Source organism: Hydrogenophaga sp. T2 (assembly GCF_049843535.1).
Lineage (GTDB): Bacteria > Pseudomonadota > Gammaproteobacteria > Burkholderiales > Burkholderiaceae_C > Hydrogenophaga > Hydrogenophaga crocea.
On the sequence record NZ_JBBHZJ010000002.1, the window covers coordinates 97,325 to 114,112 of the forward strand.

At 75.4% G+C, this 16,788-nt stretch carries 19 protein-coding genes; 9 read left to right on the forward strand and 10 right to left on the reverse strand.

Annotated elements, in window-relative coordinates; genetic code table 11:
• The first annotated feature begins 108 nt into the window (after positions 1-108).
• The 9 genes from ccmA to WDZ95_RS04080 all read left to right on the forward strand — a co-directional run bounded on the left by ccmA (position 109) and on the right by WDZ95_RS04080 (position 6,840).
• Complete coding sequence (ccmA, locus tag WDZ95_RS04040) at positions 109-732, forward strand: cytochrome c biogenesis heme-transporting ATPase CcmA (RefSeq protein ID WP_425776389.1); 624 nt, start codon at positions 109-111, stop codon at positions 730-732.
• Positions 733-830: 98 nt separating this feature from the next.
• Positions 831-1,499 (forward strand): heme exporter protein CcmB, encoded by a 669-nt coding sequence (ccmB, locus tag WDZ95_RS04045; protein ID WP_425777253.1) that lies wholly within the window; start codon positions 831-833, stop codon positions 1,497-1,499.
• Between the two features lie 11 nt (positions 1,500-1,510).
• Positions 1,511-2,278, forward strand: coding sequence for a heme ABC transporter permease (locus tag WDZ95_RS04050; protein WP_425776391.1), 768 nt, complete (start codon positions 1,511-1,513; stop codon positions 2,276-2,278).
• Positions 2,275-2,433 (forward strand): heme exporter protein CcmD, encoded by a 159-nt coding sequence (locus tag WDZ95_RS04055; protein ID WP_425776393.1) that lies wholly within the window; start codon positions 2,275-2,277, stop codon positions 2,431-2,433. Before WDZ95_RS04050 ends, WDZ95_RS04055 begins: the two co-directional genes overlap by 4 nt.
• Complete coding sequence (gene ccmE / locus WDZ95_RS04060; protein WP_425776395.1) at positions 2,430-2,861, forward strand: cytochrome c maturation protein CcmE; 432 nt, start codon at positions 2,430-2,432, stop codon at positions 2,859-2,861. The genes WDZ95_RS04055 and ccmE overlap by 4 nt, the downstream gene beginning before the upstream one ends.
• Positions 2,858-4,843 (forward strand): heme lyase CcmF/NrfE family subunit, encoded by a 1,986-nt coding sequence (locus tag WDZ95_RS04065; RefSeq protein ID WP_425776396.1) that lies wholly within the window; start codon positions 2,858-2,860, stop codon positions 4,841-4,843. Before ccmE ends, WDZ95_RS04065 begins: the two co-directional genes overlap by 4 nt.
• Positions 4,840-5,364 carry a DsbE family thiol:disulfide interchange protein gene (locus tag WDZ95_RS04070; protein WP_425776398.1) on the forward strand — a complete coding sequence of 175 codons (525 nt, stop codon included), beginning with the start codon at positions 4,840-4,842 and terminating at the stop codon, positions 5,362-5,364. The genes WDZ95_RS04065 and WDZ95_RS04070 overlap by 4 nt, the downstream gene beginning before the upstream one ends.
• A 10-nt stretch (positions 5,365-5,374) precedes the next feature.
• Positions 5,375-5,806 carry a cytochrome c-type biogenesis protein gene (locus WDZ95_RS04075; RefSeq protein WP_425776400.1) on the forward strand — a complete coding sequence of 144 codons (432 nt, stop codon included), beginning with the start codon at positions 5,375-5,377 and terminating at the stop codon, positions 5,804-5,806.
• Positions 5,803-6,840, forward strand: a complete 1,038-nt coding sequence (locus tag WDZ95_RS04080) for a tetratricopeptide repeat protein (protein ID WP_425776402.1) — start codon at positions 5,803-5,805, stop codon at positions 6,838-6,840. Before WDZ95_RS04075 ends, WDZ95_RS04080 begins: the two co-directional genes overlap by 4 nt.
• A gap of 66 nt (positions 6,841-6,906) precedes the next feature.
• On the opposite strand, the gene bchO is transcribed toward WDZ95_RS04080, so the two are convergent.
• From bchO to bchM, 10 genes are read right to left on the reverse strand one after another with little or no spacing between them, the layout of a single operon-like run.
• The gene (gene bchO / locus WDZ95_RS04085; protein WP_425776404.1) at positions 6,907-7,857 is read right to left on the reverse strand and encodes an alpha/beta fold hydrolase BchO; all 951 of its coding nucleotides are present in this window, start codon (positions 7,855-7,857) and stop codon (positions 6,907-6,909) included.
• An 8-nt stretch (positions 7,858-7,865) separates the two neighbouring features.
• Complete coding sequence (locus WDZ95_RS04090; RefSeq protein ID WP_425776406.1) at positions 7,866-9,716, reverse strand: magnesium chelatase subunit D; 1,851 nt, start codon at positions 9,714-9,716, stop codon at positions 7,866-7,868.
• 1 nt (position 9,717) lies between these two features.
• Positions 9,718-10,746 (reverse strand): magnesium chelatase ATPase subunit I, encoded by a 1,029-nt coding sequence (gene bchI / locus WDZ95_RS04095; RefSeq protein WP_425776408.1) that lies wholly within the window; start codon positions 10,744-10,746, stop codon positions 9,718-9,720.
• Positions 10,747-10,801: 55 nt separating this feature from the next.
• Complete coding sequence (gene puhE, locus WDZ95_RS04100) at positions 10,802-11,578, reverse strand: putative photosynthetic complex assembly protein PuhE (protein WP_425776410.1); 777 nt, start codon at positions 11,576-11,578, stop codon at positions 10,802-10,804.
• A 27-nt stretch (positions 11,579-11,605) separates the two neighbouring features.
• Entirely contained in the window at positions 11,606-12,664 is a 1,059-nt protein-coding gene (gene acsF, locus WDZ95_RS04105) for a magnesium-protoporphyrin IX monomethyl ester (oxidative) cyclase (protein WP_425776412.1), read from the reverse strand.
• A 17-nt stretch (positions 12,665-12,681) separates the two neighbouring features.
• Positions 12,682-13,152 carry a photosynthetic complex assembly protein PuhC gene (gene puhC, locus WDZ95_RS04110; RefSeq protein WP_425776414.1) on the reverse strand — a complete coding sequence of 157 codons (471 nt, stop codon included), beginning with the start codon at positions 13,150-13,152 and terminating at the stop codon, positions 12,682-12,684.
• A 10-nt stretch (positions 13,153-13,162) separates the two neighbouring features.
• Positions 13,163-13,837, reverse strand: a complete 675-nt coding sequence (puhB, locus tag WDZ95_RS04115; RefSeq protein WP_425776416.1) for a photosynthetic complex putative assembly protein PuhB — start codon at positions 13,835-13,837, stop codon at positions 13,163-13,165.
• A complete protein-coding gene (puhA, locus tag WDZ95_RS04120) occupies positions 13,834-14,598 on the reverse strand; it encodes a photosynthetic reaction center subunit H (protein ID WP_425776418.1) in 765 nt (254 codons plus the stop codon). The genes puhB and puhA overlap by 4 nt, the downstream gene beginning before the upstream one ends.
• 19 nt (positions 14,599-14,617) lie before the next feature.
• On the reverse strand, positions 14,618-16,072 hold the full coding sequence (locus WDZ95_RS04125) for a BCD family MFS transporter (RefSeq protein WP_425776420.1): 1,455 nt from the start codon (positions 16,070-16,072) through the stop codon (positions 14,618-14,620).
• Positions 16,069-16,782 carry a magnesium protoporphyrin IX methyltransferase gene (bchM, locus tag WDZ95_RS04130; protein WP_425776422.1) on the reverse strand — a complete coding sequence of 238 codons (714 nt, stop codon included), beginning with the start codon at positions 16,780-16,782 and terminating at the stop codon, positions 16,069-16,071. Before bchM ends, WDZ95_RS04125 begins: the two co-directional genes overlap by 4 nt.
• Between the last annotated feature and the right edge of the window lie 6 nt (positions 16,783-16,788).

Genomic DNA, 16,788 nt, shown 5'->3' on the forward strand with positions numbered 1-16,788 from the left:
TATAAGTGTCAACACAAACTGACAAACAAGTTTTCAACTTATCGTCCAGTTTGATTGACGCCCAAGTCGACACCCCTGTCGGCCCGGCGTGCCGCCAGGAGACCGTGCATGCCCGCCTTGCTGGAACTGGAGCGACTCGCTTGCGAACGCGGCGGCCGGCGCCTGTTCGGCGGGCTTTCGCTGGTGCTGCACGCGGGCGACCTGCTGCGTGTGCACGGCGCCAACGGCAGCGGCAAGACATCGCTGCTGCGCCTGCTCTGCGGCCTGCAGACGCCCAGCGAAGGCACGGTGCGCTGGCGCGGCCGGCCGCTGCCGCAGGCCCGCGAGCAGATCGGCCAGGAGCAGATCTACCTCGCGCACCGCGCCGCGCTCGCCGACGAACTGAGCCCGCTGGAGAACCTGCGCTGGGCCCAGGCCCTGAGCGGCCAGACCGTGACCAACGAAGCCCTGCGGCAGGCGCTCGACGCCACCGGCGTGCGCGCGCTCGCAGACCGGCCGGTGCGCGCACTTTCCGAAGGTCAGCGCCAGCGCTGCGCGCTCGCGCGCCTGGCCCTGCCGCCGCCGCGCGCGCTGTGGCTGCTCGACGAACCCTTCAACGCGCTCGACGCCGAGGCCAACGGCTGGCTGCGCGAGCGCATCGCGGCGCAGCGGCGCGCGGGCGGCGTGGTGGTGCTCAGCGACCACCAGGGCCTGCCGCACGACGGCGCGCCAGCCATCGAGGTGCGGCTGTGAAACCCAATACCTGGTCCATGGCCCGGCCCACGTCTGCGCCCACGTGTGCGCCCGTGCCCGCGCCCGTGCCGCCCGCCCCCGCCGACAGCCTGGCCGCGCTGCGGCCCATGGCGCTGGCGCTGTGGCGGCGCGAATGGCGGATCGCGCTGCGCCGCCGCAGCGACGTGCTCGGCGTGCCGGTGTTCTTCGCGCTCGTGGCCAGCCTGCTGCCGCTGGCCCTGGGCCCCGCGCCCGCGCTGCTCGAACGCCTGGGCCCGGGCCTGGCCTGGGTGGCGGCGCTGCTCGCGGCCATGCTCTCGCTGCAGCAGCTGTTCGCAAGCGACCACCGCGACGGCACGCTCGACCTGCTGCTGCTCGCGCCCCAGTCGCTGCCGCTGCTGGTGCTGGTGAAGGCGCTCGCGCACTGGACCACCTCGGGCCTGCTGCTCACGGGGGTGGCGCCGCTGCTGGCGCTGCAGTTCGGGCTGTCGCTGCCGGTCACCGGCGTGCTGTGCCTGTCGCTGCTGATCGGCACGCCGCTGCTGAGCCTGATCGGCGCGGTGGGCGCGGCGCTCACCGTGGGCCTGCGCGGCGCGGGCACGCTGGTCACGCTGCTGGTGCTGCCGCTGTGCGTGCCGGTGCTGGTGTTCGGGGCCGGCGCGGCCGAGGCGGCGCAGGCCGGCCTGGACCCCACGGCCCACCTCTCGGTGCTGGGCGCGCTGCTGCTGCTCGGGCTCGCCGGCTGCCCCTGGGCCGCAGCGCAGGCGCTGCGCATCGCCAACGAATGAAGGGAGACCCCATGGCCACCACCCTGCCCTCGGGCACGCCCGCCACCCCGCTCTGGTGGCGCTACGCCTCGCCGCCCGCGGCCTACCGCTTCGCGGGCCGCTGGTGGGCCTTCTTCGCGCTGAGCGCCGTGCTGCTCGCGGGCGCGGGCCTGTACATGGGCTTCGTGGTCGCGCCCACCGACGCGCAGCAGGGCGAGGCCTACCGCATCATCTACGTGCACGTGCCCGCGGCCTGGATGTCCATGCTGATCTACCTCGCGATGGCCGCGTGGTCGGGCCTGGGCCTGGTGCTCAACGCGCGGCTGTCGGCCACCATGGCGCACGCGCTCGCGCCCACCGGCGCGGTCATGACCCTGCTCGCGCTCGTGACCGGTTCGCTCTGGGGCAAACCCACCTGGGGCACCTGGTGGGTGTGGGACGCGCGGCTCACCTCGGAGCTGGTGCTGCTGTTCCTCTACCTGGGGGTGATGTCGCTGCACGCGGCCATCGACGACCCGCGCCGCGCCGACCGCGCGAGCGCCCTGCTCACGCTGGTGGGGGTGGTGAACATCCCCATCATCTATTTCTCGGTGCGCTGGTGGAACACGCTGCACCAGGGCGCGAGCGTGAGCCTGGACAAGCCGCCCAGCATCGCCACACCCATGCTGCTGGGCATGCTGCTGATGGTGGCCGCGTTCTGGTGCTATGCGATCGCGGTGGCGCTGCTGCGCCTGCGCGTGCTGCTGCTCGAACGCGAAGGCCACGCGGCCTGGGCCCAGGCCGACCGGAGGCATTCATGAACACGCTGCACCAGCTCTGGCTGCTCGACGGGCGCGGCCCCTACGTGTGGGGCGCGCTGCTGGCCTGCGCGCTGGCGTTCGCGCTCGAACTGTGGGGCCTGCAACGCCGCCGCCAGGCGCTGGGCCCCGGGCCCGACGCGGGGGACGCGCCATGACGCGGCGCAGCCAACGCCTGATCGTGCTGCTGCTCGGCCTGGGCGCGCTGGGCAGCGCGAGCGCGCTGGTGCTGCGCGCCTTCGGCAGCAACCTGGTGTTTTTCTACAGCCCCACGCAGGTGGCGCAGCGCGCCGCACCGCAGGACCGCGCGTTCCGCATCGGCGGCCTGGTGCAGCAGGGCAGCGTGCAGCGCGAGGGCGGCGCCAGCCTGCTGTTGCGCTTCGAGGTGACCGATGGCGCGCACCGCGTGCCGGTGCGCTACCACGGCCTGCTGCCCGATCTGTTCCAGGAGGGCAAGGGGGTGGTGGCCCAGGGCCGCCTCGGCGCCGACGGCCTGTTCGTGGCCGACCAGGTGCTGGCCAAGCACGACGAGAACTACATGCCGCCCGAAGCGGCCGCCGCGCTCAAGGAGGCGCAGGCGCGATGACCGCCGAGCTCGGCCACTACGCGCTTGCGCTGGCCCTGGCCCTGGCGCTGCTGCAGGGCGTGGCACCGCTGCTGGGCGCGGCGCGCGAACGCCACGCGGCCTGGATGGCATTGGCCGTGCCCGCGGCCTGGCTGCAACTGGCCGCGCTCGCGCTGGCCTACGCCTGCCTCACGCAGGCCTTCATCGACACCGATTTCAGCGTGAAGCTGGTGGCCGAGCACGCGCACACCAGCCTGCCCCTCGTCTACCGCATCACCGCGGTCTGGGGCAACCACGAGGGCTCGATCCTGCTGTGGGCGCTGATCCTCGCGGGCTGGGGCGCGGCCGTGGCCTGGCGCACGCACGCGCTCGACGAAGCGACCCGCGCGCGCGTGCTCGGCGTGATGGGCCTGGTGGGCGCGGGCTTCCTGCTGTTCGTGCTGTTCACCTCCAACCCCTTCGCGCGCCTGGCCGACGCGCCGCTGCAGGGGCGCGACCTGAACCCGCTGCTGCAGGACCCGGGCATGGTGATCCACCCGCCGCTGCTCTACATGGGCTACGTGGGCCTGGTGGTGCCGTTCGCGTTCGCGCTCGCGGCGCTCATGGCGGGCCGGCTCGACGCCGCCTGGGCGCGCGCCTCGCGGCCCTGGACGCTGTGCGCCTGGGCTTTTCTCACGCTGGGCATCGCGCTCGGCAGCTTCTGGGCCTACTACGAGCTCGGCTGGGGTGGCTGGTGGTTCTGGGACCCGGTGGAAAACGCCTCGTTCATGCCCTGGCTGCTGGCCACGGCGCTGCTGCACTCGCTGGCGGTGAGCGAGAAGCGCGGCGCCTTTCGCGCCTGGACCGTGCTGTTGGCCATCGGCGGCTTTTCGCTCTCGCTGCTGGGCACCTTCATCGTGCGCTCGGGCGTGCTGAGCTCGGTGCACGCCTTCGCCACCGACGCCACGCGCGGCCTGTTCATCCTCGCGCTGCTGGCCACGGTCACGGGCGGCTCGCTGGCGCTGTTCGCGGCGCGCTTTCCGGCCGCCGCGCGCGGCGGGCCGGTGGCGCCGCTCTCGCGCGAGGCGCTGCTGCTGGTGAACAACCTGCTGCTGGTGGTGGCCACGGCCGCGGTGCTGCTGGGCACGCTCTACCCGCTGGTGATCGACGCGCTGGGCCTGGGCAAGCTCTCGGTGGGGCCGCCCTACTTCAATGCCGTGTTCCTGCCGCTCATGATGCCGGCGCTGCTGCTCATGGGCGTGGGCCCGCTGGTGCGCTGGCAGCGCGACCGCCTGCCGCGCCTGGCGCAGGCGCTGCGCGGCGTGGTGCTGCTCGCGCTGGCCGCGGCGGCGCTGCTGCCGCTGGCGCTGGCGCGCGTCGAACCCGGCCTGCTGGTGGGCCTCACGCTGGCGCTGTGGATCGCGCTGGCCACGGCCTGGCAGGCCCTGCAGCGCTGGCGCCAGGCGCCGCAGCACGGCGCCTGGGCGCGCCTGCGCGCGCTGCCGGGCGGCCAGCACGCCATGGTGCTGGCCCACCTGGGCGTGGCGGTGTTCGTGGCCGGGGCGACGCTGGTCACGCACGGCCAGCAGGAACGCGACGTGCGCCTGTTGCCCGGCCAGTCGCTCGACCTGGGCGGGCACCGCTACACGCTGAGCGAGGTGGCGGCGCTGCGCGGCCCCAACTACCGCGCCGTGCAGGCCACGGTGGCCGTGACGCGCGCGGGCGAGCCCGTGGCCACGCTGCGGCCGCAGCGCCGCGTGTACGACAGCCTGCGCATGCCCATGACCGAGGTCGCCATCCACCGCCGGCTCTCGCGCGACCTGTACGTGACGCTGGGCGAGCCGCTGGGCGACGGCAGCTGGGCGCTGCGCGTGCACCACAAGCCCTGGGTGAACCTGATCTGGCTCGGCGCCGCGCTGATGGCGCTGGGCGGCGGGGTGGCCGCGGCGGCGCGGCGCGACCGGCGCGCACGCGCCGTGGCCGCCGACCTGCCCGCGCTGCCCGCGCCGGGGGTGGCGCCATGAAGCGCGCCTGGTGGCCGCTGGCCGGCTTCGTGCTGCTGCTGGCGCTGCTCGGTGCGGGCCTGGGCCTGAAGCCGCGCGAGGTGCCGTCGCCGCTGATCGGCCGGCCCGTGCCCGCGTTCGCGCTCGCCACGCTCGAAGACCCCGCGCGCACGCTCGGCCCGGGCGACCTGCCACGCCAGCCGCACCTGATCAACGTCTGGGCCTCGTGGTGCGTGGCCTGCCAGTCCGAGCACCCGCTGCTGGTGGCCTTCGCGCGCGACACCGGCGTGCCCGTGATCGGCCTGAACCACAAGGACGAACCCCAGGCCGCGCGCCGCTGGCTGCAGCGCCACGGCAACCCCTACCGCATGAGCCTGCTCGACCCCCAGGGCGGCTTCGGCATCGACCTGGGCGTGTACGGCGTGCCCGAGACCTACGTGGTCGACGCGCGCGGCGTGATCGTGCACAAGCACGTGGGCATGCTCACGCCCGAGGTGCTGCGCGACACCATCGCACCGCTGCTGGTGCACCCCGACGGCTGAGGGCCTTGCCATGACACACCACCCCACCCTGTCCCGCCCCCTGCTCCCCGCCCTGCGCCGCGCCACCGCCGCGGCCGCGCTGTGCGCCGCCGGCCTCGCGGCCGCGGCCGACCCGGGCTCGATCGAGGCGCGCGCCCAGGCCGTGGCCGAGGAGCTGCGCTGCCTGGTCTGCCAGAACGAAACCGTGGCCGGCTCGACCGCGCCGCTCGCGCTCGATCTGCGCGCCCAGATCCACCAGCAGCTCGCCGCGGGCCGCAGCGAGCGCGAGGTGATGGACTACATGACCGCGCGCTACGGCGACTTCGTGCGCTACCGCCCGCCGGTGGACGCGCGCACCTGGCTGCTCTGGTGGGGCCCGTTCGCGCTGCTCGCGCTCGGCGGCCTGGGGCTGTGGCGGCGGCTGCGCACGGCCGGCGCGGGCGCGCCGGAGGGTGAGGCATGAACGCCCCGGTTGCGCTTGCGCTGCTGGTGCTGGGCCTGAGCGCGGCCGCGCTCACGGCGCTGCTGCTGTGGCCGCTGTGGCAGGCGCGCGTGGCCGCGGCTGCGCGGCCCTCAGCGCTGTGGGCGGTGCCGCTGGTGGCCGTGCTGGTGTACACGATCACGGGCGACCCGCAGGCCGTGGCACGCGCGCCCGGCGACGGCGAGCGCGAGGCGCGCCGCGAAACCGAAGCGCTGGTGGCGCAGCTCAGCGCCACGCTGCAGGGCGAGACGCCCGCGGGCGCGGCCGCGGCCGGCGCGCCCGAGGCCTGGGTCTGGCTGGCCGGCCTGCAGGCCGAACTGCAGCGCTTCGCCGAAGCCGAAGCCGCCTACGGCCGCGCCCTCGCGCTGCGGCCCGACATGCCGCAGTGGCTGGTCGACCGCGCCGATCTGTACCTGGTGGCACACGGCGCGGCCGATGGCGAGGCCGAGCGCCTGGTGTCGCGCGCGCTCGCGCTCGCGCCCGACCACCCCAAGGCGCTCGCGATCGCGGGCGGCCTGGCGCACGACCGCGGCGACACCGCGCAGGCACGCCGGCTCTGGGCGCTCGCGCGCACGCAGGTGCCCGACGACAGCGCCTTCGCGGCCGAGCTCGACCGCAGCCTGGGCGCGACACCCGCCACCGCGGCCGCCGCGGGCGCGCCCACCGCGGTCAGCGGCTCGGTGCGGCTCGCGCCCGACCTGCTCGCGCAGGCGCAGCGCGCCGGCCCGCAGGCGCGCGTGTTCGTGGTGCTGCGCGCCGCGGGCGCGGGCCCGCGCGTGCCGCTCGCGGTGGGCCGGCACGAGGCCGGCGCGCTGCCGCTGCCGTTCTCGCTCGACACCGCCGACGCGATGGCGCCGGGCGGCGGCTGGCAGCCCGGGCAGCGGCTCGAACTGCAGGCCGTGCTGTCACCCAGCGGCGACGCGCGCCCGCAGCCGGGCGACCTCGTGTCGGCACCGCTCGAGGTGCTGGCCGGCACGGGCCCGGTGGCGCTGGTGCTCGACCGCCAGCGGCCCTGAGCGCAGCGGGCCCTGCGCTCAGCGGGTCTTGATTTCAGCGGGCCTTGATTTCAACGGGCCGTGCACTCAGCGGCCTGTGGCGGGCCAGCGCAGCGAGCCCGCGCGCGCGGGCTCGTGCAGCAGCGCGTCCACCGCGGCCACCACGGCCCCGGGGTCTTCCTCGTGCGCGAGGTGGCCGAGCCCGGGCAGCGCGATCAGTGGCAGGCGCACGCCCAGCGGCAGCCGGTGCCACAGGTGGCGCGACTGCCAGGGCGGCACGGTGCGGTCGCCCTCGCCCACCAGCAGCTGCAGCGGCGTGCGCAGCGCCGGCAGGCGCGCCAGCAGCGGCGGCAGCTCCCAGTGGGCCATCATGGCCAGCGTGCTGGCCACGTGCGCGGGCGAGCGCACCAGCCGCGCGTACAGCGCCTGGCCCTCGGCATCGAGCCGCGAGCCTGTGCCCTCGATCAGTTGCCGCACCAGCGCCGGTTGCTGCGCGCGCCGCGCCAGGCCGCGCGTGATCCATTCGCGGCCCGCGATCCAGCGCGCCGACGAGGCCATCACCGGCCACAGCGGCCCGCCCATGGGCAGCAGCGCCGCGTTCAGGCCCAGCACCGCACGCGGCCGCACCGAGGTGTCGAGCGCCATCTGCAGCGCCAGCGCCGCGCCCGCCGAATGGCCCACGATCAGCGCCGGCCGCTGGCCCAGCGTGGCCAGCAGCGCGGCCACCGCGCGCGCCATGCTGGGCAGCGTGAACACCGCGGCGCGGCGCTCGGGTGCGGGCGCGCTGGTGAAGCCGTGGCCCGGCAGGTCGAGCGCGACCACCTCGGCCCGGGGCGCGAGCCGCGGCGCCAGGGCGCGCCACGAATGGGCGGACGCGCCGGTGCCGTGCAGCAGCACCACGCAGGGCGCGCCGCTGTGCGCTGGCGCGGGCCAGTGCTGCACGTGCCAGCGCAGGCCGGCCGCGTCGACGAAGCGGCTGTGCGCGCGGTGCGGCCAGGCCGCCCCGTCGCGCGCCCAGTCGAGTGCGGCCTCGCCCATGGCCGTGCTCAGGCCAGGGCCGCGGCGGCCGGGCGCGCCCGGCGCACCGCGCGCGAGAGCTCGCCCGCGCCCGCGTGCGGCAGTGGCAGGTAGTGCGCGCCCATGGCATCGGCCACGCCGCGCGCGTGTGGGTGCGGCATGGGCGAGGTGTCGATGAGCAGCGCCGCCGCGCCGCAGCCGCGCAGGCGGCGCGCGGCGCACAGGGCGTCGCTGCCCGCCCGCTCGCGGCCCGGCGAACCGTCGGCGGCGATGTTGGCGCGGCCGTCGGTGAGCAGCACGAGCTGCGGCGTTTCACCGCGGCGCTGCAGCGCGCCCAGCAGCTCGCCGGCCTGCGCGAGTGCGGTGGCCAGCGGTGTGCCGCCGCCGCCGGGCAGGCCCGCGAGGCTGCGCTTGGCGCGCGCGAGCGAGCGCGTGGGCGGCAGCAGCAGCTCGGCCCCGGTGCCGCGGAACGCGAGCAGGGCCACGCGGTCGCGCCGCACATAACAGTCGGCCAGCAGCAGCTCGACCGCGCCCTTGGCCTCGGCCAGCCGGTGCAGGGCCGACGAGCCCGAGGCATCGACCACGAACAGCGTGGTGGCCTGCGGCGTCTGGCGGCGGCGGGTCACGTGCAGGTCGTCGGGGCGCACGTGCACGCGCGGACCGGCGGCCGCCGCTGGCGCCTCGCGGCGGCGCAGCGCCTGCCAGGGCGCGGCCGCGCGCAGCGTGTCGATCAGGCTCAGGCGCTGCTGGCCGTCGGGCCGGCCGCGCCGCGCGCCCAGCGGCCGGCCGCGCGCCGACAGGCGCTGCGCGGGGCCGCCCCGGCCCGTGGCGCTGCGCGCGCCGCCGCGGCCGGGCGCGGGGGCCAGGCGCTGCGCGAGCGCGGCGAGCAGGCCCGGGGGCAGGCTGGCGCGCGCGGCGTCGAGCAGGGCCTCGGCCGGAGCGGGGGCGGTGGGATCGGTGGGATCGTCGGCTGCGAGCTCGGGGCTGTCGTGGGGCGAAGCGTTCGCGGGCTCTCGCGCGCCGGCTTCGGGCGCGTGGGGCTCGGGCGATGGCGCCTGCGCCGCTTCGGTCTTGGTCTCGGCTTCGGGCGCGGTCTCGGCCTCGGGCGCGGGCCATTGCGTGGCGCGCGGCAGCAGCACCCAGGCGAGGGCGAGCGCGGCGTGGCGCGTGTGCACCACCGCGGCCCCGTCGAGCGCGGCGGCCGCGCGCGCCACGCGCAGCGCCTGCAGCGGCGCGCGCAGCGAGGCCACGCCCAGCGCCTGCGCGCTCGCGCAGAGTTCGCGCAGCAGCGCCTCGGGCACGGCCACCGTGGGCAGGCGCTCGCGCGCCGCGGCCACGGTCTCGGGTGGCCAGGGCGTGCCGGCGGGCAGGCCGGCGGCGCCGAGTTCGATGTGCAGCGCGAGCCGTTCGGCGAGGCCGGGCGCGCACGCGCCTGCGTGCGGGTCTTCGTCTTCGGTGCGGTCGTCGAGCGCCACCACGGCCAACGACAGCGAGCGCGCGCCCGAATGGCCTTCGCGTTCGAGCGGCAGCTCGCCGGTGTCGAGCACGCGGTGCAGGTGCGCGAGCACGTGCGGGGCCTGGCGCTGCACCGAGGGCAGCAGCAGCACCCCGCCGTGCGCCGCCAGCAGCAGGCCGTCGCGCGCGATCGCGCGGCCCTCGCGCAACGAGGCCGTGAGGTCGAGGCCGCCGAGCAGTTCGGCGTCGCGGATGTGCAGCGGCACGCGGCGCCAGGCGCGGCCCGCGGGCAGCCCGCCGCGCAGCTGGGCGAGCCAGTCGTCGCGATCGGGGCCGGCCGCGGCGCGCAGCCACACGCCGCCCAGGCCCAGCGGGTCCACCGCCATCAGCGCGGCGGCGGTGGCCGCATCGGCCGCGGCGTTCACCTCAGGCCACCGCCAGTTGTTCGTCCACGGCGCGCTGCACGCGCGCGGTGGAGCCCGAGTCGTCCAGCGGGTTGCGGCGCAGCCGGTGGCGCAGGGCCGCGGGCGCCATGCGGCGCAGGTGTTGGCAGGCCACCGCGGCGTCGCCTTCGAGCGCGGCCAGCGCGCGCGCGGCGCGGATCAGCGTGAGGTCGCCGCGCAGGCCGTCGGCGCCGAGCGCCATGCACAGGCGCGAGGCGCTCTGGCGCACCGCGTCGGGCACGTCCACGCCGGCCAGCCGCTCGCGGCCGCGCTGGATGCGCCGGCGCAGCGCCTCGTCTTCGCGCCGCCAGTGGTCGTGGAAGGCCTGCGGGTCGCGCTCGAAGGCATCGCGGCGCTTCACCACCTCCACGCGCGTGTCGAGATCGGTGGGCGTGGTGACCTCGACCGCGAGGCCGAAGCGGTCGAGCAGCTGGGGGCGCAGCTCGCCCTCTTCGGGGTTGCCGCTGCCCACCAGCACGAAGCGCGCGGGGTGGCGCACCGAGAGGCCTTCGCGCTCCACCACGTTCTCGCCCGAGGCGGCCACGTCGATCAGCAGGTCGACCAGGTGGTCGTCGAGCAGGTTCACCTCGTCGATGTAGAGGAAGCCGCGGTGGGCGCGCGCCAGCAGCCCGGGCTCGAAGGCCTTGACGCCCTGCGCGAGCGCGCGCTCGAGGTCGAGCGCGCCGACCACGCGGTCTTCGGTCGCACCCAGCGGCAGGTCGACCACCGGCACGGCCACGCGCGCCACGCGCGGGCGGCCGCTGGCGCGGCGCGCGCTGCATTCATCGCACTGGTGGCGCGGGTCGTCGGGGTCGCAGGCGTAGCGGCAGCCGCTGAGCGCCTTCATGGGCGGCAGCAGCGCGGCGAGCGCGCGCACCGCGGTGGACTTGCCGGTGCCGCGGTCGCCGAGCACCAGCAGACCGCCCAGGCTGGGGTCGATCACGGTGATCAGGATCGCCAGCTTCATTTCGTCCTGCGCGACGATGGCCGAGAAGGGATAGGCGTTGGCCATGCGGTTCACCTAGTGTCAGTTCGATTGGACGATTCTGAACTGTCAATTCAGCTTGTCAACCGGATTCGTCGCCGCCGGTGCGCGAGCGCAGGCCCCAGGCCCACAGGCCGTCGGACGGGATGGGCAGCACCATGAAGACGTGTTCGAGCACCGCGAGCGTGAGCAGCATGGCCGCAAAGGTGTATGAGCTGGCCTCGAAGGGCCCGGTTCCCGGGTGCAGGGCCTGCCACCACAGCGCCACCGCGCCCAGGCCGCCGAGCAGCAGGGAGCCGTGCATGAAGCGATTGCCGCCGCGGCGGAAATAGCTCTGCAGGTAGGCCAGGTGCGGCGGCAGGAACGACTCGGCGAGGTTGCGCACCCCGAGGAACAGGTTGATCTTGGCGCTCTGGCGCATCACGTAGAGCACGCCGTAGGTCCACCAGCCGCTGGGGTTGGGCGCGCCCCAGGTGAGCAGCAGCACGCCCGCGCCCAGCAGCAGCAGGGCGAGCTCGTGGTGCCACACGGTGCGCCAGGCCAGCACCACGCGGCGCCAGCCCCGCGCGCCCGCGGGCAGCGGCTGGCGCCGCGAGCCCGTGACCGCGCCGAGCACGAAGGCCACCTCCTGCCAGGCCCAGACCAGCAGCGCGCCGGTGAAGCCGAGGTAGGCGCCGGTGATGCGCAGGTCGTCGCGCGAGGCGTAGAGGCAGACGAAGCCCAGGAACAGGAAGAAGCTCGCGCCGATCAGCGTCCACTTGAAGGTCCAGCGCGGCAGGCCGTTGAGGTAGAGGATCAGCCCGGTGCTGAACCACCACAGCAGCAGCACGTAGAGCACGGGGTAGACGTGCTGGGTCATGGCAGGGCTCCGGCGCGGCGCGCGCGCTCACCAGGTGGGCGACACGCGCATCTGCTGCGGCAGGGTGTTGGGCACCGTGGGCAGCAGATACAGGCGCGCGAACACCGCGGCCGCGGCCACGCCGCAGCCGGCGCGCACCAGCGCACCGGCCAGGCCGCCGCGCTCGCGCGCGGCCTCGGCGCGCGCGCCCAGGCGGCGCAGCCGCTCCATGCCGGCGCGGAACGCGGGGTGGTCGATGTCGAGCATCAGCGGGAACACCTGGCGCGTGATCTCGGAGGTGATGCGGAACACCTGGTGGTCGTAGGCGGTGGGGTCGAGGCCGAGCGCCTGGTGCAGCGCGGGCCGCGTGTGGTCGCGCACGTACATGGTGGCGAACACCGCGAGCAGGAAGAAGCGGATCCAGCCCTTGTTGAGGCCGCCGAGCAGGCCGGGCTGGGCGCGCATGATCAGCGCGAAGGCCTCGCCGTGGCGGAATTCGTCGTTGCACCAGCGCTCGAACCAGCGAAAGATCGGGTGGAAGCACAGCTCGGGGTGGCGCTCGATCTGGCGGTAGATGGTGATGTAGCGCGCGTAGCCGATCTTCTCGGACAGGTAGGTGGCGTAGAAGATGTACTTGGGCTTGAAGAAGGTCGCCTTCTTGGCCTTGGCCAGGTGGGCCAGGTCGACGCCGATGCCGAAGTCCTTGAGCCACTGGTTGATGAAGCCCGCGTGGCGGCTTTCGTCGCGCGCCATCAGCGCCATCAGCTCCTTGATGTCGCGGTTGGCCACGCGGCGGCGGATCTCGGCGTAGAGCAGGCAGCCCGAGAACTCCGAGGTGCACGAGCTGATGAGGAAGTCGAGGAATTCCTTGTGCAGCTCGGGGTCGAGCGGCACGTGGTTGCCCGCCATGTCCGCGGGACGCTGGAAGTGGTCGGTGTTCGAGTCGGCGCGGAACTCGTCCATCATCGCGTCCCACTCGGCGCGCACGGGCGTCATGTCCAGCCGTTCGAGGGCCTCGAAATCGGTGGTGTAGAAGCGCGGCGTGAGCACCGTGTTCTGCAGCGCGCTGCGCGTGGCTTCGTTGGGGGTGCGGGTGTCGGCGTCCATGCGGTTCTCCTCGTCGCTCATTGCGGGGGCAGCAGCGGCGCGAAGGCCGCGGCGTTGGTGGGCCCGAAGGCCTTGAGGTCGGCGCGCCAGCCGGTGGCCGGGTCGTCGAGCCAGAGTCGGCCGTCGGCGTGCGCCACCAGGTGCACCGCCCGCTCGGGGCCGATGCCGCGGCGCTTGCGCTCGCGCGCCATGCCGCGCAGCGTGCCGCGCAGGAAGCCGTTGCTCTGCGCGGGCACGGTGTGCACGAGCGCGGCGTCGGGCACGCGGCGCACGTCGATGGCGCCGTCGGCGCGGTCGTGGAAGGTGTAGGCGAGCACGGTCGGCGCCGCGGCATCGCGCGCCGCGGGGGGCGCGGGCGCGCGCTCGCTCCAGCGCGACACCGCCACCGCGGCCACCGTGAGCAGCAGCAGAGCACCCAGCGCGAGCAGCGGCCAGGCCGCCAGGCGCGGGGCCGCGATCGCGGGCGGGGCGGCGGGTCGGGCGGACATGGCGGCTCGCTCAGGCCAGGGCGGTGTCGGGTCGGGCGGCGGGCCGCGCCACCGCGGCCGGCGCGGCCGCCAGCGGCGCGAGCGGGCGTTCGGCCAGCGCCTGCGACAGCAGCGCGCCCACGCGCGCGGCGTCGGGGATGCAGCGCAGCGCGGGCTCGGGCCGGCGCACGCACCAGGGCCGCGCATGCGGCCACAGGTGCAGCCAGCCGATGCGCTCGCCCGGCGCGAGCTGCAGCGCGAGGTCGCCGTGGCCGTTCGCGCGCGGCCGCAGGGCCACGCCGTCGACCTGGCGGTGCGGCAGGTTGAAGGTGACGCTGAGCACGATGCCCACGCGCATCACGGTGCGGCGTGTGGTGACGGTGTAGACCGCCGTGCGCGCGCTGAGCCAGGCCAGCACGCCCAGCAGGCCCAGCGCGAGCGCGGCCAGCGGCGTGAGCCAGAGCAGCGCGATCAGGGCCTGCCCCGGGCCGCCGCCGGCCAGGCCGACGTCGAGCGCGCGCCAGCCCAGCAGCAGCGCGAAGTACACCAGCACCTCGCGCACGTGGAACACGTGCCAGGCCAGCGAACGCCAGTCGGGTGCGCCCTGCCACAGCAGCCGCTCGCCCGCGGGCAGCGCCTCGGGCAGGCCGTGCGCGGCCTCGAACTCGTGTTCGTGCTGGCCCGGCGGGGTGTGGCGGTGGCTCACAGCAGCGGCCCCATGCGCTCGGGCGTGGCGTAGAGCGTGCCGGCGCCGTAGTAGGCAACGATGCGCTCCTCTTCGAGCAGGGTGACCGCATCGGGTTTGGCGGTGCCGGGCACGTCCATGAACTGCTCGCCCAGGATGGACTTCACGCGCACGCGGTCGTTGCCGATGCGCGTGAAGTTGATCGGCAGCAGCACGCGGCGCGCGTCGGGCAGCTCGAGCTCGAGGTAGCGGAACAGCATCTCGGCGCGGTCGACCCACAGGTCCACCACATGCCCGCCCACCGCGCCGTCGGCGCCCTGCACCGGCATGCCGCGCGGGTCGGGGTCGTGGCCCGAGACGCCGAAGGCCGCATCGGCGCGCAGCGGCACGATGCGCAGCGTGCCGTCGACCATGAGGTCGGGCTCGTCGGCGCGGTCGGCCCAGGCGCCCGGGCCCACGCCGGCCAGCAGCAGGTTCGCGGCCGTGGGCTGCAGCGGCGCGCCCGGCCAGGGGCCCACGGGCTCGGCCTGCAGGGTCTGCGGCGAGGGCCGGCGGTCGGGCACGGTGCGCGTGCTGCCGTTCTGCAGCCTGAAGGTCTTGGGCTCGGGCATGGGCGGCCAGCCCTGCACCATCACATGGGCCGATCGGTCCGATTCGAGCGGGTATCCCTCGCGCTTGTTCTCGCGGTGCAGGTAGTAGATGAGGCCCGCGAAGAAAGCCCAGAACGCGTAGAGCACGAGCTGGGCCACGTCGATGTAGCCGGTGATGGCGCCTGTTTCCATGAGGGTCTCCTGGGTGAAGTCAGCCGGGCAGTTCGGCAAGGCCAAGCGGTTCGCGCGCGTCGGGGGCGGGTGCGGGGCCGCGGCGAACCAGCGGCCCCACCGCCACCAGCGTGGCGAACAGCAAGGCAATCTCGAGGTGATAGACGAAGCTGTAGCCCACGGCGGGCGTGCTGAGCGCGCTGCCGAGCAGGCCCTGCTGCGCGAGCGCGGACACGGTGTCGCGCAGCGCGCCACCGCCGGCCACGGCCAGGCCGGCCGCGGTGGCCTGCACCGCGCCCCACACGCCGAGCGCGAGGCCGTTGTGCTCGCGCGATTGCAGGCCCATGGCGGCCACCAGCGTGGCCACCGAGAACAGGCCGCCGCCCAGGCCGATGGCGAAGGTGCCGGCGGCGAACAGCAGCGTGGTGTGCAGCGGCTCGGCGAAGATCACCGCGCTCAGGCCGGCCACGCCGAACAGGCAGCCGAAGGAGGCGATGCGGTGTTCGTTGCCGCCGCGGCGCAGCCAGCGCGAGGCCCAGCCGAAGGCGCAGAGCGCGCCCGCGGCCATGACCGCGGTGAGCAGCGAGGTGGCGCCCACCGACAGGCCCAGCACCTGGCCGCCATAGGGCTCGAGCAGCACGTCCTGCATGCTGAAGCCCGCGGTGCCGAGCGCGGTGGCCACCAGCAGGCGGCTCGCGCGCCCGCCCGAGAGCAGCCGCAGCCAGGCCTCGCGCAGGCGCGGCCGGCGTTCACCGGGCGCGGCGCGCGTGGCCTGCGGGCGGCGCGCCTCCTGCTTCCACAGCGCCACCACGTTGAGCACCAGCGTGAGCAGCGCCGCGGCCTGGATCACCTGGATGAGCTTGATGTGGCCGTAGTCGGCCAGCAGCGCGCCGAAGGCCAGCGAGCTCAGGCCCATGCCGAGCAGCAGCATCACGTAGAGCAGCGCCACCACGCGCGGGCGCGAGGCCGGGGGCGCGAGGTCGGTGGCGAGCGCCAGGCCCGCGGTCTGCGTGAGGTGCAGGCCCGCGCCCACCAGCAGGAAGGCCAGCGCGGCGCCGATCTGGCCGTAGAGCTGCGAGCCCGCGAGCTGGCCCTGGCCCGAGAGCACCAGCAGCGCGAAGGGCATGATGGCCAGGCCGCCGAACTGCAGCAGGCTGCCCATCCAGATGTAGGGCACGCGACGCCAGCCCAGGGCCGAGCGGTGGTGGTCCGAGCGAAAGCCCATGAGCGCACGCAGCGGCGCGAACACCAGCGGCAGGCCCACCATCACCGCCACCAGCCAGGCGGGCACACCGAGCTCCACGATCATCACGCGGTTGAGCGTGCCGTTGAGCAGGGCCATGGCCATGCCGACCGTGATCTGGAACAGCGACAGCCGCAGCAGCCGGCCCATGGGCAGGTCGGCGCTGGCGGCGTCGGCGAACGGCAGCCAGCGCGTGCCCAGGCGCAGCCACCAGGGCGGGCGCTTCGGGGGCCGGGCGGCGGGCGTGTTCATGGGGCGCGCCACTCCGTGGCCTGCGAGCGGTAAAAGCCGCTGTCGATGCGCTGGCTGCGTGCGCTGCGCCAGCCGGCCAGCACCGGCTCGGCCTGCGCGAGCGCCTGCAGCGCTTCGTGGCGCACCGGCACGATGGCGGGCGAGCGGTCGCCGCGCGGGAACCACTGGCCGATGGCGTGCATGGCGCGCAGCGCCGGCGTGGACGGCGCGTGGGTGCAGAGGATGGCGCGGCGCGTGCGCGGCGCCAGCCGCGCGAGCGCCTGCACCGCGTCGCGCGCCTCGTAGTGGATCAGCGAGTCCATGGCCACCACGTAGTCGAAGGCGCCGAGTGCGTCGTCGAGCATGTCGCCGCTGAGCCACTGCAGCCGGCCGCCGGCCGCGGCCACACCCGGGTCGTCGGCCACGCGCTCCTGCGCGAGCCGCACCAGGTTGGGCGACAGGTCCACGCCGACCACGTCGGCGCCGCGCCGCGCGGCGGCCAGCGCGAGCGCGCCGGTGCCGCAGCCGGCGTCGAGCAGGCGCAGGCCGTCGAGCCGCGCGGGCAGCCACGACAGCAGGGTCTCGCGCATGCGGTCACGGCCCGCGCGCACGGTGGCGCGCACCCGGCTCACCGGCGCGTCCGAGGTGAGCTGGGCCCAGGCCTGCACCGCGGTGCGGTCGAAGTAGTGGCCGATGCGCCCGCGGCTTTGCTGGTAGGTGGGGCTGTCCATGGCCGT

Coding starts and splice junctions, on each gene's coding strand:
- ccmA (WP_425776389.1), top strand. CDS start 109: ATGCCCGCCTTGCTGGAACTGGAGCGACTCGCTTGCGAACGCGGCGGC.
- WDZ95_RS04050 (WP_425776391.1), top strand. CDS start 1,511: ATGGCCACCACCCTGCCCTCGGGCACGCCCGCCACCCCGCTCTGGTGG.
- WDZ95_RS04055 (WP_425776393.1), top strand. CDS start 2,275: ATGAACACGCTGCACCAGCTCTGGCTGCTCGACGGGCGCGGCCCCTAC.
- ccmE (WP_425776395.1), top strand. CDS start 2,430: ATGACGCGGCGCAGCCAACGCCTGATCGTGCTGCTGCTCGGCCTGGGC.
- WDZ95_RS04065 (WP_425776396.1), top strand. CDS start 2,858: ATGACCGCCGAGCTCGGCCACTACGCGCTTGCGCTGGCCCTGGCCCTG.
- WDZ95_RS04070 (WP_425776398.1), top strand. CDS start 4,840: ATGAAGCGCGCCTGGTGGCCGCTGGCCGGCTTCGTGCTGCTGCTGGCG.
- WDZ95_RS04075 (WP_425776400.1), top strand. CDS start 5,375: ATGACACACCACCCCACCCTGTCCCGCCCCCTGCTCCCCGCCCTGCGC.
- WDZ95_RS04080 (WP_425776402.1), top strand. CDS start 5,803: ATGAACGCCCCGGTTGCGCTTGCGCTGCTGGTGCTGGGCCTGAGCGCG.
- bchO (WP_425776404.1), bottom strand. CDS start 7,857: ATGGGCGAGGCCGCACTCGACTGGGCGCGCGACGGGGCGGCCTGGCCG.
- bchI (WP_425776408.1), bottom strand. CDS start 10,746: ATGGCCAACGCCTATCCCTTCTCGGCCATCGTCGCGCAGGACGAAATG.
- puhE (WP_425776410.1), bottom strand. CDS start 11,578: ATGACCCAGCACGTCTACCCCGTGCTCTACGTGCTGCTGCTGTGGTGG.
- acsF (WP_425776412.1), bottom strand. CDS start 12,664: ATGGACGCCGACACCCGCACCCCCAACGAAGCCACGCGCAGCGCGCTG.
- puhC (WP_425776414.1), bottom strand. CDS start 13,152: ATGTCCGCCCGACCCGCCGCCCCGCCCGCGATCGCGGCCCCGCGCCTG.
- puhA (WP_425776418.1), bottom strand. CDS start 14,598: ATGGAAACAGGCGCCATCACCGGCTACATCGACGTGGCCCAGCTCGTG.
- WDZ95_RS04125 (WP_425776420.1), bottom strand. CDS start 16,072: ATGAACACGCCCGCCGCCCGGCCCCCGAAGCGCCCGCCCTGGTGGCTG.
- bchM (WP_425776422.1), bottom strand. CDS start 16,782: ATGGACAGCCCCACCTACCAGCAAAGCCGCGGGCGCATCGGCCACTAC.